Here is a 13534-nt window from a genome sequence, read left to right as displayed (position 1 = left end):
TAAGATTCATGTCTCAAGTAGAGTTTACCGAACCCGTAAATTGTGTATTTTCCCTACCTAATAATACTGTATTTTCTGGTTCGGTCATCATCATCTATTAAGTGATAAAAACCGAATTTACATACACATATTTTCTCAATATGATGAGAACAAATAAAAGATTAATGCCTGGAAGCAATTCCTAGAGAAACCTTAGAGGAGTCAAAACTATGACACTTATTCGTTGGAACCCTTGGCAAGATTTAAACACTTTACAACGTCAATTAAATCATTTGTTTGAGGAAGATATGCTACCATCAACAGTATTAGAAAGAACCTTAACTAGAGTTCCGGCTGCTGAACTACATGAAACAGCAGAGGCAATTCATCTAAAACTAGAACTTCCTGGGATTGACCCTAAAGATGTAGATTTACAAGTCACTGACAAAGCAGTTTATATTAGTGGTGAACGTAAATCTGAAACTAAGACGGAAGATAAGGGTGTTATCAAAAGCGAATTCCAATATGGCAAATTCCAACGTGTAATTCCTTTACCTGCACGTATTCAAAATACCAACGTCACAGCAGAATATAAAGACGGTATCTTGAATTTGACATTACCTAAAGCCGAAGCAGAAAAGAATAAAGTCGTGAAGATTAACATTGAATCTGCTGCTGGCTAACTAGCTTGTAGGATGAGCATATTGCTCATTCTACAAAATATTTGATGAACGGCGATCGCTTACGATATTACATAGGCGATCGCATTTACATTGGACTATCAATATAAAACTTTACTATTGCTTCCACGAAACCTTCAAAAGAACTAAAGTCTGTTGACACAACAGAAACATTCAAACCCAACTTTTCGGCATTTGCGGCGGTGTAGGGGCCAAAACAAGCAACAACACAATGCTGAAACTCACTCTGGGAGTGAAACATTTTTAAAAAACTTTCTATTTCTGCCGTACTACTAAAGGCAATCACATCAATTAAGCCTTGTTGGATTAAATTTATTTCCACCGAGTAAATATTCTTGTCTAAAGATTGAGTTATGTATGCAGGTACACGAATTACCTCCATACCCAATTTTTCTAAATCATTGATAAAATTAGGCACAATATTAGGCTCTGGTATGCCTATAACTTCTGGCACTGGAACCAGAATTTTTTGTCCACTAATTCCATGTATTTGTGAAAATTTAGCCACAATCCCCACTGGGCTAGATTCCTCAGGAATTAAATCGACCCTACCAAACAAAGATAATAAAACATCTATATCTTTTCCTAATGCACATAATTGACAATTTTGCAATTTAGTTATAGAAATATCTAAATTATGTAGACGCTCAAAAAATGCTATGATGCCGTTTCTACTAGTAAATGCAATCCAATCAAATTCATTTATGCAGCTGATCACAGCATCTAATTGAGAAAAGTTAGATAAATAGCAGGTTTCTATCGTGGGCATGAGAATTGGTAAACCACCCTTGCAAATAATTTGTGTAGACAACCTAGAAGCGTAGTTTCTTGGCGCTGTCACTAAAATCCTTTTTCCGTATAAGGGCAATTGGTGAGATGCAGTTAGTAAATTAGACATTGGCAAATATCGAATCAGCAGCGTAATTGTATAGTGTGTTGTTGTTAAGCTGAAAATAAGGGATTAAGTGTGTTAGCAGATATCCGCGCCGCAATCTTTGATATGGATGGTTTGCTTTTTGATACAGAAAGCATTGCTCGCTGGGCATGGCAGCAAGCCCTAGCCAGTCATGGATATATAATGAGTGATAATTTTTATAGTGAATTTGTCGGGCGTGATTTGTCATGGCGAGAAAAAATTCTCAAACAAAGATATGGTAATGATTTTCCTTTTGAGGCGATAAAAAAACACCGCATTGAAATTGGCGATCGCCGAGAACTGCAAGAAGGTTTGCCAATGAAACCAGGTGCGTTAAACTTATTGTGTCAACTAAATAGTTTAGGGATTATCATCGCCTTAGGAACAGGCACATCCCGCAGCCGCACTATCCGCCGTTTAAGCAACGCTGGCATCTTGCCTTACTTTACAACCATTGTCACCAGCGAAGATGTACCACAAGGTAAACCCGCACCAGATATATATCTGGAAGTTAGTCGCAGAATTCATGTTGCACCTGTGCAGTGCGTAGTTTTTGAAGACTCATGTGTAGGGGTAGAAGCAGCCTTCAGTGCTGGGATGTATCCGATTATGGTTCCCGACATAGAACAACCATCACCGGAAATCAGATGCTTGACTTACAAAATTTTAGACTCTTTAGAACAAGCCAGTGAATTTTTAGAACAGAGGCTAAAGGCTTAGATTACCCAATCTATTGTTTGCTACTAGCCATTTGTCTAGGTTAAATTCTCCCCATTTTTCCGATGCTATCTCCGCCGACAAAACGGCAAGATATGAACATCCAAGAAAATATGTAGAGAAAATTGATGTCTTCATTAATAGGGTTATCCAATAGTTTAGCCGAAATAGTCGAACAGGCCGGTAGTTCTGTCGTTGCTGTGAATGCAGGTACACGGATTTCCTCTAGTGGAATTCATTGGCGCAATGGAATTATTATCACCTCGGATGAATCACTTCCTCGCTATGACGAAATTACCATTACTGTATCCGAGGGACAAAGCCTACCTGCGACTTTCCTCGGTCATGATTCAAGTACTGATATAGCCGTCTTTCAGCTACAAGATACCCAAATTCCTGTAGCCAAAATTGGTGATGCAACTACCCTCAAAGTTGGTCATCTAGTATTGGGTTTGGCTAGAAGTAGCCAAGGTGACATCCGTGCAGCGATGGGGTTGGTGAGTGCGTTGAGTGGGGCTTGGCGCAGTATGAGTGGCGGAAATATAGACCAATTCATTCGTCCAGATATCAACCTCTACCCTGGTTTTGCGGGTGGGGCGCTTGTAGATGTTGCTGGCTACTTAGTGGGAATGAACACATCTGGACGACGGGGTACGGCTTTGACTATTCCAGCAACTACAGTTAATCGTGTTATTGACCAATTACTAGCCAAAGGTAGAATTTCCCGTGGCTATTTGGGTGTAGGAATGCAGCCAGTCCGGTTACCCGACAATCTCCAAACAGCCTTAAATTTAAGTTCCACCACGGGGGTAATTGTTGTCAATATTGAAGCTGCTAGCCCGGCTGATCATGCAGGTTTGTTACTAGGAGATGTGTTGGTCAAATTTGATGGTATTGCCGTTCATGATACAGGTGATGTACTGGCATTACTTAATAATAGCGATCGCATTGGCAAATCTATCACATTACAAATCATTCGCGGTGGGGCGTTGCTGGACTTAAATGTTGTCGTCGGTGAAAGTCAGGCGATTGAGGAAGGTAAAAAGCATGAACCACATGGCAGAGGGCATGAGGGCGGTAGAAGACATGAGGGCGGTAGAAGGCATGGCAAGAGATAGGAAAACAGTAATTTGTGGTTAATACTACCAGGAAAAATACGGTATTAAATTAGATGATTGGCGTAATGGTAGTTGCTGCTTCCCATGTGGTAAGGGCGGGATTATCTGCGGTGATAGCGGGTAATCCTCAGATGACTGTTGTGGGGAGTGTATCAGATATTGAGGAAATGACAAAGGAACTTCAGCAATTACAACTAGATTTAGTGCTGCTGGATTGGGGCAGAAACTCTCAATCAGATTGGGATAAATTACTGCTACTACAAGAAGAACAAGACCCATTGAGAGTGATGCTGATTGTCAAAGAACCGGAGGGAATTGATATAGAAGCAGCACTACGTTCTGGCGTGCGGGGTATATTACTTGATACCAGCACAGAATCAGAAATTTTAACAGCAATTGAAGCGATCGCCCTTGGTCTTATTGTCATACATCCAGATGTCCTAGAATTTTTTTCTGTACGGGAAAAAGCAGTAACTAATCCTGTCCAATCCTTAACACCGCGAGAAATCGAGGTTTTACAAATGCTTGGTTCCGGCTTAGGAAATAAAGCGATCGCTCAAAGTTTACATATTTCCGACCATACAGTGAAGTTTCATGTTTCCTCTATCTTTCAAAAACTAGCTGTTTCCACCCGCACGGAAGCCGTTACCGTTGGTGTTCGACTAGGCTTAATTCTCTTGTAATTTTTGCAGTTATATTAACAACTATTAAAGAAAAGATTAAGTAATTGATTAGTATAATTAACTTGTTTTAACTATGTAATTTACGCAGCCATTAAGGTATCATTCTCTAGATAGCTAGATATCAGCCATCTCCTCAATTAAAAGCCTAGAAACGATATTCTTATGCTCAAAATTCCTAATGTGCAGAAGTTATTTTTTACTACTGCTTCTTTAGTATCAATCACAGCAATTTTTTGTAGCCAACCTGCACTTGCAGCCTCTTTTAAGCCAACCCCCCTAATTATCGACGACGATGGCAGCCAAGACGGCATGACTGCATTGGCTTATATGCTAGCCAATCCCAAATTTGATGTCCAAGCAATTACCATTGCCCAAGGTATAGCCCGCCCAGAAAGTTTTGTGAACAACCTGGAACGAATGCTAGGCAGACTAGATACTTCTGGTATCCCTGTTGGCATTGGCAGATCAACTCCCTTGGCAGGAGACAATACTTTTCCAGAATTTATTCGTGCCGGTGCAGACACTTTTTGGTCTCCCTTCGTCCAACTACCTGATACAGCACCACCTGTGGTAACTCGACCAGCCGCAGAACTAATTGTGGAGAAAGTGAAGCAGTCATTAGCACCTGTAGCAATCTTGGCAACTGGCCCTTTGACCAATATTGCTGAAGCATTGCGCCTTGACCCCACAATTATCAACAATATTGCCGTCATCGAAATCATGGGAGGCGCTGTTTTCGTACCTGGAAATCTCCCAGTCCTGCCTGATCCCCCATTTTCTACCAACACTACAGCTGAGTTCAACATCTGGGCTGATCCCTTAGCAGCACAAGAAGTATTTGCAGCCGGAGGGCAAGGATTAAAAATTCAGTTGACCCCCCTGGATGCTACAAACCAGATTGCCTTCTCTCGTGCCGATCAACAAGCATGGCTAGCTACTGCAACACCAGAAAGTGAGTTAGCGGCAGAATTTTTAGACTTTGCCTTGACAGTAATTCAAAGTAACAATGACCCCAACCCAGCTTGGGATTTAGTTGCAGCCATTAACCTGAGTGAACCAGATTTCTCAGTAGAAACTCCCTTATACCTGGAAGTTGATACGACCTCAGATCCTGGGGGTACTCAAGGGCGAACTCGCGCTATTTCTAATTTGCCCCCCAATGTTCTAGTTTCCCTCAATCCCAGTTTTAATAATTTGCCCTTCCGACCAGGCCAAGTCTTCTCTTACTTACAAACCCAGTCTGTTCCCGAACCCACATCAATTGCAGGAATCTTAATTCTAGCCACAGTCAGTGCTGGGATGATGACGCGACGTTCTCAAAAAAAAGTTTAGTAGTGAAGTTTGGGTATAGGGTATGGAAGATTAACTACTTTTCTATGCCCTATGCTTGGCATTCATTTAGCGTTCCGCAGGAAAGACTACGCCAACAAAATCCAAAATTAATTACCCTACAAATAAATCGTGGGTCTGAAATTAATATCTTGCTACAAAACTCATCAATAAAAAACTCCACCCACCATTCTTTTTGAGACTCTACGCCAACGCGTAGTCTTTCCTAAACATTTGTAGGCAAAAATTATGCAGCAGCGAACATTTGCTTCAAATTTTCTGCACTTGTTACTTGTAAATATTGTTTTGCCATTTCTGGTGTTAAAAGTTCTATCATGATTTTGTTTTCTAACCAAAACTCAATCACATCAAAAAAGGAATCACGGTTACAGCGTACTGTTCTCCAACCTTCCCGTTTGCCAATTTCTGCAATTTTTTCTTCTGTAGCAGAGACTGAAATAGCTGCGTGAGTGGCGGTAAAGCCGGAAACATTGGCAGCTTCTGCAAAAATACCTCCTTGCTCACCTTCACCCGGCTTTATATATGTTTCTAAAGGATAAACTTCAATTCCTGTACCGTATTCATCCAACGGAAAAACCATGTAGCTACCTGGATGGGGGAAAAAGGGAACGGCTTCTCCATTCATAACTTCTGCTAGCACCTGAGCAACGTGCTGGGGATTTTCGACAGAAATAGATATGTGGTGAATCATAATATTACCTCTCGCCCTGTCATTATGGGGCTAATAAACTTCATTTTTAGTGGAGTTAGAATTTCCACAATTGCCTTAATTACTTCTCATTGCTGACGCAGCAATTTATGCAATCATGAACAAAAAAATGAGTGAGTGGCTTTCTCTATTATGATTCACTACTATTAATTGGGACTACTTCTCATCCTTTTGGTGTCCATCAATGGGTGTATTTTAACGTGAGTCTCCAACGGAGGCGCTAGGCTAACTTTATGCCAAAGTTGCTACAAGTTCTTTGAGGCGATCGCGCCCATCCCGAAACACAGACCAACCATCTCCAACTAACACGGCTTCTACCTTCTCTAATGCAGCTAATCTGCGAACTGAAGCTGCTACTTTTTGCTTATTCACCAGCTTATCATCAGGTAAGGTTTCCAAGCCCCCTGCTCGATATGCCCGGACTAAATCCCCTGTAATTAAGGTTGTTTCTTCCAATAGTAATGCTAACTCTCCGGGAGTTTTAGACCCTTCGAGTTCCAGTACTTTGAGTCCTGGGACAAGTTCATCACCATCAGATAACCAGCGATCGCAATATATAGGAAAATGCTCTTTCTCTGCGACTGGCCCAGCTATTTTGGTATAGGTTTGGTCGGCAATTTCCTTCGCTGACCTCACATGATCGGAGTTTGTCAGGACAATCCAAGCCACTCCACCCAGAGACTCCAAGTGTTTCCAATCATGATTTGATAAAGCTACTGGATCAATCAAGATATTGCCTTCAGGACGAACCCAGGCAAACCCATTGAAATCAATATTTCTTGCAGGGTTGAAAGTAGACCAGCTATATAGATCAGGACGGTGCAGGGATTTCATAATAATTCTGGTTCTATACCTTCAATAGCTTTCAGTTGATCAATCAGCATCATTAATTTATCAATAATTCCGTCTTTAGTTCAAAAATAAAAATATAGAGATAGAAAGTAGAGGGTAGAGGGCAGTACTCACTACCCCCCACTGCTTAGACATAACCAAAATGGCGTTCTCACTCAGCAACGCCAACAAAATCAACAGTATAAGGTTCTTCCAGTGATTGTTGAGTACTGGCTTTGATGGCATCAAGATAACGGTGGAGTAACTGCAATTGTTGGAAATTGGGGCGGTAGGTGAGATTGCCTTGTTTTTCAAAAAGTGGTGCGTAGCTGTTGGCGTAGCCCGTCGTAGACATCGCTTGATAGTCAAGATTGCTGAGAGAATGTTGGGTAAGCCAGGTAGATTCTGGGGAAGTGGGTATTAAGCCGGCTGGTAATTCTCCTTCGAGGAACGCTAATAGTCTTTGCTGACAAATATTAGTATTGATTCCACGTCCTTCAAATAACTGGAGAACTTCACTAAAAGATAAAGTCCGGTTGGGCAAGAGTCGCAGTAATTCTGTAAATAGGAAGTAGTCTGTGTATTGATGTCTAGATTCTTCCAAGACTTGGGAATGTAGGGGTAGTAAAGCTAAACCACAAGCAACACGACTACAATTAGGTGCGCCATTTTCTCCCAGGTATGAGTCTTGAATAATCTTGGCATTGGGAAGCTTTTGTCGCAACCACAGGTTGACAACCCCTAAATTAGCCACCCCACCGGTGAGAATTGCTTGATTAATTGCTTCTGTGGGGATACCACGAGCTACTAATAATTTGTTGAGTTCACGATTTAGACGACGGGCAAAGGGAACAAATACCTGACTTTCTAATTCTCGACGCTGTAAAACCCATCGTTGGTCTGCTAATTCTAGAGTAAAAGATTCTTGGTGTTGCAAAATCAGCTTTAATGCTAGGGCTGCGTCTAAAACTGCTTGTCCTAACAGAGAACTTTCCAAATGTTGCTGGAGGCGAATCCGTGCTGGAATATCAGGTTCTCCCAAACGAGGCAATTCTAATTTTTCCAATCCCAAACTTTCCCATTGCATCCGGTCTAAACCAGGCATAGACGGTTGCCATTGCCAAGGATTACTGGTAATTTTCTGATTATCTTCTGGGCTTTCCCAGCGAGCTTTCCGATATTTTGGTGATGCGAGTAATTGACAGATAATATCCTGCTCTATTCCTTTGCTGGCATAGGCAAAACTGTGAAGCATGAAATTATTATGTGTCAGTTGGGATAGATTCTCAGGAATATCCACCAGCGCCATTTCTGTGGCTGTTCCGCCGATATTCATGATTAAGGTGTTACCCACCAGAGCATGATCACTATTTTTGGCTGGGGATAAACCTTGGTGGGTGCTTAATTGTACTACCTGACCATTACCACCATCAATAAAACTGAGAAGACTAGCGATCGCCTCTTCCACAAAAAACACTTGTTGGGGATGTTGAACTAACTTACTTGTGAGTAAAGCTTCTCGGACATTAAAGCGATATTGTTCTGACCAACTGGAAGGACAATTACAAATAATTCCCGCAATACTACTGACAATACCATGAAAAGTGCGTTGATTCAGACCGACAGCCGTAGCGATTAACCCTTGAGTTGTGCTGTAGCGGTCTGCTTTGAGGGTTAGGAGTAATTTAGAGAGCGATCGCACCACCCAAATCAAAGGCCCAGCAGATGATTCATTAAATTGCAGTACGGGTTCCCATCTCTGCTGTTCATTTTTGTAGGGAATAGCTACTTGTAAATACGGCTTCAATTGGACTGAATACAGATGATTTTTGATGTCAGCAGCCTCTTGCTCAGAAGTAGCTTGGGGTACAGAAGCCGTCGGTAAATAAACTTCAGCTGGTAGGCGGAACGATTGCTGGAATGAATTTGCACCTGGTTGAGCTTCCGTTGACCAGTAAATAGGATGCACAACACCAGTGGAGCGATTTAACAAAGCAGCAGAAATTCCCGTGGTTCCTAAATCAATGCCTAAATACCAGACGGAATCGTCACTACGAGACTTATTGTCAGTATTTTTATTAACATTATGATTAACAGAATCTACTGAGTTGTTTTGACTAGCAGAGGGAACTTCCGTTGCTTTTTCAGTAATTGTGGTAAAGTTTAAGACATTAGCTGCTGGAGGTGTAACAGAAGTCTGGTTAACTTCAGGAACAGAGAAAGCAACAACATTACTTTTTTCGGTAATCGGTGGTTGGGGAGGCTTTTCTTGATGGTCAGCTACAGTATCAGCGACCTCCGGCTCATTTACTGGCTCTGACTCGGATGACGCATAATCATCTAACTTCGCCAAATCCTGATGTAATTGTAGCCACTGCTCCTCATTCAGAGAAATATCTGGTGGATTAACCAACTGAGTTACTTCAGAAGATAGTAAATTTTCCTGTGGCGAAGCGGGAATATAATGATCTGCCGGATGCTCAGGCTGCTCATGAGGTGTAATAACTTCTATATCTTGGGCAATCTGGAAGACATCTGTCTGTTCTAACAGCACAGTTACATCCACCAACTCTTCGGCAAACTCAATATCTACTAGAGATGTAATCGTATCAGTACTGTTTGGTTGTACAGGTTCAATTTCTGGCAAGACAGAAATATTCAACGGAACTGCTGGCTCTGTTGGTAAACTCGTCGATTGTGGTAGCACCACAGGGTTTTCTGGCGCTGGAGTATCATTAAAATTAAACAGATCAGCCTCTGGTTGATCTAACAACAACGACGTTGTTAATGCCTCTGCTGCTACTTCGGTAGATTCTACCTCTGGAGTATCGCTGAAATCAAACAAATCAGTATCTGATTGATCAAACCATACATCTGGCATAATTGCCGCAGTATCTGCCTCAGCTAGAAAATTACTTTCAATTGCAGGAGGGCTATCATCAACATTCAGCTCCAGTAAATCGGGAGTAATTAAATCTGGGCTGACTTCCAGACTTTCACCTGCAAAACTATCATTACCAAACAAACTGGCATAAATTAGATCAACTTCATCATTAGCAAATTCCCAACTATTGGGTAATAGTGTGGTGAGATTGTCAGGGTTCTCTAAAGATAAAGGTGCATCAACACCAAGCTGCAAAAGTACTGCATCCAGCTCATCAGTATCTGTTTGTGTCGGCAATTTTTGGTCAAGTCCTACTGTAGAAGTTGATTCTTGATGAGATACAGTACTACTAGAGTCAGCTGGTGTTGAGACTTCGATAACAGTATGAACTGGGATTGATGATGGTGGGGCTGTGGGTGCAGGATTTTCCTCTTTAGGAACAGATTGTTGAAAATTAGACAATTGTTGTAGAGATTGCGTCCAATTGTTGATAAAGCCAGCCATCAACTGTTCGCTTTGTAATCCCGTACTGTGCATTCTTGCCAGCGCTTGAGACAGAGATTCGTGATAAGTATTAATATTGCGTTGTAGCGCCTCAAAAACAACGTTAACAGTACCATCTAGTGATAGTAAACGTTGATCTAACTCTTTTGTCAGTTGTGTTAGCCTGTCTCCCTGCTCCGATGATTCCCAAAAAGTTTGAGTCGTTGCAGGAGGTAAGTCTAATCTGGCGCTGTTAGTACTGTGATAACTAGTGGGGTTTACTCCTCCCTCCGTCATTTGTGGTGTTAAAACTGGCAGTAAGCGACTCATGAGTACTTGTAAAAAGTCCGTGATAATCTGCTCTTGGTTGGCTAACTGCTGACTTAAGGAGTAATTTTGTAACCGTTTCTGTTCTAGTTGTCTAATTTCTTGTGCCAGAATTGTTCGCTCTTGCAACAGTGCGGTAATTTCCCCTTGTAACGGCTGTATTAATTCTGACAATTCATTTTTTAATTGTGAGAATGGGATATTATTATCTTCTTGATGTAGCTGATGGGGTTGTGGTGTGGACTGATTTTGACCTTGCTCAACAAATTTTGTCAACAGCCGCGAATTATGATTTGGTTCATTCTCTAACGTTTCACTCTCTTGGAGACTGACCAAAAAATTACGAACTTTTTCTAAAACCTCTTTTGGCTCTTGCGCCTGACTAGACAAAAGCCTAGACAGGCGCTTGCCATTGCTGTTGAGCAAATTGTCAATATCTGCAATCAGTTTTTGAATTTCATCAGTGCGGGAAGTCACTTTAAATTACCTTAGCTACAAATGTTAGGTTAACTGGATTAGAAAATTAATTTACAATCAATTAAAGTACTGAGAGCTAGTCAGTGTATTTGTTTTATTTATGACCGATATTTGTGGCATTCCCTGAGGTTGCCGCCAATACCGTCGATTGATAACTATCAAAAGTGAAAAAGAGGCACTTAGATCAGGTTTTAGAATTGTGATTCAAAACGCTGCTTAAGGCTCTGCTACCGCTAACAGCACTCAACACTTTTTCCAGTCAGTTTCTCAGACGATGTTACAGTCTCTTGGACTTCATAGTATGAAAACATAAAAAAAACCAAACCGCCAAGCAAATTGCCCATTATATAGCAGTGCTTTGCTGCTAAAACGAGGCAAATACACTTAAAATTCCTGCTCATGAAGAGTTATGCTGTCACAAATCTTAAATAGGACTTACGCAAACAGGTTATCTGTTGAGACCGGGTGTAAGGGTTTAAGGGTACGGAGGTGTAAGGATTTCAAGCATTTATACCCCTACACCCCTACAACCTTCTCCCAACCCTTGATCTTTCGGTTTCATGCTTAAGTTCAATTATTTTTTGATGCAAAAGTTCCTGAATGGCAACCCCTGGTATAGATTTATTAGCAAAAATTAACTACTTTGAGTATCATTAAGGTTGTTCGGCGATTTTTGGTCAATTAAGTTAGGTACTAGAAACGTATCTGGGAAATGAGCATGAGGGTGCAGGATAAATTTTAAATAAGACCTTTGTGTAATAACTATTACTCAATCGCTTAGGCTCAATATAGCGTTTTAATTTTTTACATATAGCCGCTTAATTATCATAATGTCGTAATGGAAGACCGATATAGCTTGCAGTCACCTGCTAATCCTTGGATGATCTCGGCTCCCTTTTTTCAAGGGCTACCAGAAACTGCTGTAGAATTAGCCCTCAATCACCTTGTCACTCGTACACACCCAGCTAATCAGGTCATACTACTAGAAAACGACTGGGGCGGCTCTGTATATTTTATAGTCGAAGGTTGGGTAAAAATCCGTACTTATAATCTTGAAGGGAAAGAGGTGACGCTGAATATTCTGGGTACGGGAGAATTGTTTGGTGAAATGGCAGCACTAGATGAAGTACCTCGATCCACTGATGTAATTACTTTGACTACTACGATGATTGGTAGTATGCCGTCTCAAGATTTTGTCAAGTTACTACATACAGAACCTTTGGCGGGAGTGCGTTTATCTCAGTTGATGGCTCGGCGCTTGCGACAAGTAAATCGGCGTTTGCGGCTGCGGGAATCTGATAGTCAGTCGCGGGTAGCAGACACTTTGCTGTTTTTAGCGGAAGGTCAAGGAAAACGAGGACAAACCGGAACGGAACTTCCTAATTTACCTCATCGAGAGCTAAGTAGTTTGAGTGGTTTGGCACGAGAAACTGTTACCAGGGTATTGACAAGGTTAGAAAAAAAAGGCTTGATTAAGCGAGATCAAGACACTATTTGTATTCCAGATTTGTCAGCCTTAGAGAAAATGTTAATTTAACGAATTTTCAAGATGAGTATTTTAGATTCTCTGCCAGATGAGCCAGAGGAAGAGACATCCCCTGAATCTCTAAATCCCCAAAATCCACAATCCGATCAGCAAGAGCCACAGAAACATAATGCTCAGACCAACGGCGGAGGACAACACAATTTACTATCTCCCCAGTTGAAAGTTGATGCGCCCTTAAGGATTGTAGAGACAGCTTTTTTAGCAAGCACCGCTAGCCTGATTTGGTTCATCAATTTTTACTTTCCCCTTGGCCCGGTGTTGCGGATATTTTTTCCTGTACCCATCGCCTTAGTTTATCTGCGTTGGGGTAAACGAGCAGCATGGATGGCAGCTGTTACCTCTGGTTTATTATTGTCTGTACTGATGGGGCCAGTCCGTAGTCTTTTGTTCGTTATGCCTTTTGCGTTTATGGGCGTGCTGCTAGGCGCAACATGGTACCGCCGCGCTCCCTGGATTGTTTCGATTACTCTGGGTACGCTGTTGGGTACTTTAGGGGTCTTTTTTCGGTTGTGGTTGTTGTCTGTGTTGTCGGGAGAAGACCTGTGGATTTATTTAATTACCCAAGTAACAGAACTTATAGAGTGGATATTCTTGAAACTGGGATTATTAAATAGTCCTAGTGTATTTTTGATCCAGCTTGGGGCAGTAGCATTGATTATCCTCAATAACTTTATTTATCTGTTTGTTGTACACTTGGCAGCGTGGCTACTTTTAGATCGCTTAGGAAATCCCATTCCTCGTCCACCTCGTTGGGTACAAGTCCTAATGGATTATTGAAAATTAGTCAATAGTCCATAGTCTATAGTCCAAAAC

11 protein-coding genes are annotated in these 13534 nt (G+C 41.5%); 7 read left to right on the top strand and 4 right to left on the bottom strand.

Going from position 1 to position 13534, the window contains the following annotated elements:
- Positions 1–209: 209 nt before the first annotated feature.
- Complete coding sequence (locus tag H6G14_RS14460; protein ID WP_190568067.1) at positions 210–662, top strand: Hsp20/alpha crystallin family protein; 453 nt, start codon at positions 210–212, stop codon at positions 660–662.
- An 85-nt stretch (positions 663–747) separates the two neighbouring features.
- Here the strand turns inward: H6G14_RS14460 and H6G14_RS14455 are convergent, their stop codons facing one another.
- Positions 748–1578, bottom strand: a complete 831-nt coding sequence (locus tag H6G14_RS14455) for a uroporphyrinogen-III synthase (protein ID WP_190568066.1) — start codon at positions 1576–1578, stop codon at positions 748–750.
- Positions 1579–1647: 69 nt separating this feature from the next.
- Between H6G14_RS14455 and H6G14_RS14450 the strand changes: the two genes are divergently transcribed.
- From H6G14_RS14450 to H6G14_RS14435, 4 genes are all read left to right on the top strand, one after another.
- Positions 1648–2316, top strand: coding sequence for an HAD-IA family hydrolase (locus H6G14_RS14450; RefSeq protein WP_190568065.1), 669 nt, complete (start codon positions 1648–1650; stop codon positions 2314–2316).
- Between the two features lie 125 nt (positions 2317–2441).
- On the top strand, positions 2442–3431 hold the full coding sequence (locus tag H6G14_RS14445) for a S1C family serine protease (protein WP_190568064.1): 990 nt from the start codon (positions 2442–2444) through the stop codon (positions 3429–3431).
- Between the two features lie 53 nt (positions 3432–3484).
- A complete protein-coding gene (locus H6G14_RS14440; protein WP_190568063.1) occupies positions 3485–4114 on the top strand; it encodes a response regulator transcription factor in 630 nt (209 codons plus the stop codon).
- 162 nt (positions 4115–4276) lie between these two features.
- Positions 4277–5446: a nucleoside hydrolase gene (locus H6G14_RS14435; RefSeq protein WP_190568062.1), complete on the top strand. Its 1170-nt coding sequence runs from the start codon at positions 4277–4279 to the stop codon at positions 5444–5446.
- A gap of 244 nt (positions 5447–5690) precedes the next feature.
- On the opposite strand, the gene H6G14_RS14430 is transcribed toward H6G14_RS14435, so the two are convergent.
- The 3 genes from H6G14_RS14430 to H6G14_RS14420 form a co-directional block, all read right to left on the bottom strand.
- Entirely contained in the window at positions 5691–6155 is a 465-nt protein-coding gene (locus H6G14_RS14430; protein ID WP_190568061.1) for a hypothetical protein, read from the bottom strand.
- A gap of 249 nt (positions 6156–6404) precedes the next feature.
- Positions 6405–7007, bottom strand: a complete 603-nt coding sequence (locus tag H6G14_RS14425) for an MBL fold metallo-hydrolase (RefSeq protein WP_190568060.1) — start codon at positions 7005–7007, stop codon at positions 6405–6407.
- A gap of 169 nt (positions 7008–7176) precedes the next feature.
- Positions 7177–11175: a hypothetical protein gene (locus tag H6G14_RS14420; protein WP_190568059.1), complete on the bottom strand. Its 3999-nt coding sequence runs from the start codon at positions 11173–11175 to the stop codon at positions 7177–7179.
- An 838-nt stretch (positions 11176–12013) separates the two neighbouring features.
- Between H6G14_RS14420 and H6G14_RS14415 the strand changes: the two genes are divergently transcribed.
- Together H6G14_RS14415 and H6G14_RS14410 are read left to right on the top strand one after the other, a co-directional pair.
- On the top strand, positions 12014–12712 hold the full coding sequence (locus H6G14_RS14415; RefSeq protein WP_011319805.1) for a Crp/Fnr family transcriptional regulator: 699 nt from the start codon (positions 12014–12016) through the stop codon (positions 12710–12712).
- Between the two features lie 12 nt (positions 12713–12724).
- The gene (locus H6G14_RS14410; RefSeq protein ID WP_190568058.1) at positions 12725–13498 is read left to right on the top strand and encodes a DUF2232 domain-containing protein; all 774 of its coding nucleotides are present in this window, start codon (positions 12725–12727) and stop codon (positions 13496–13498) included.
- Positions 13499–13534 lie beyond the last annotated feature (36 nt).

Source organism: Nostoc parmelioides FACHB-3921, from assembly GCF_014696625.1.
In the GTDB taxonomy this organism is placed as follows: Bacteria; Cyanobacteriota; Cyanobacteriia; order Cyanobacteriales; family Nostocaceae; genus Trichormus; species Trichormus parmelioides.
Note: the sequence above shows the minus strand (reverse complement) of the source record. Positions and strands in the feature narration are given on the sequence as shown.

Bases quoted from the DNA above. Each gene is read 5' to 3' on its own strand.
- H6G14_RS14425 (WP_190568060.1), bottom strand. From the start codon at position 7,007: ATGAAATCCCTGCACCGTCCTGATCTATATAGCTGGTCTACTTTCAAC.
- H6G14_RS14455 (WP_190568066.1), bottom strand. From the start codon at position 1,578: ATGTCTAATTTACTAACTGCATCTCACCAATTGCCCTTATACGGAAAA.
- H6G14_RS14410 (WP_190568058.1), top strand. From the start codon at position 12,725: ATGAGTATTTTAGATTCTCTGCCAGATGAGCCAGAGGAAGAGACATCC.
- H6G14_RS14430 (WP_190568061.1), bottom strand. From the start codon at position 6,155: ATGATTCACCACATATCTATTTCTGTCGAAAATCCCCAGCACGTTGCT.
- H6G14_RS14445 (WP_190568064.1), top strand. From the start codon at position 2,442: ATGTCTTCATTAATAGGGTTATCCAATAGTTTAGCCGAAATAGTCGAA.
- H6G14_RS14440 (WP_190568063.1), top strand. From the start codon at position 3,485: ATGATTGGCGTAATGGTAGTTGCTGCTTCCCATGTGGTAAGGGCGGGA.
- H6G14_RS14415 (WP_011319805.1), top strand. From the start codon at position 12,014: ATGGAAGACCGATATAGCTTGCAGTCACCTGCTAATCCTTGGATGATC.
- H6G14_RS14435 (WP_190568062.1), top strand. From the start codon at position 4,277: ATGCTCAAAATTCCTAATGTGCAGAAGTTATTTTTTACTACTGCTTCT.
- H6G14_RS14460 (WP_190568067.1), top strand. From the start codon at position 210: ATGACACTTATTCGTTGGAACCCTTGGCAAGATTTAAACACTTTACAA.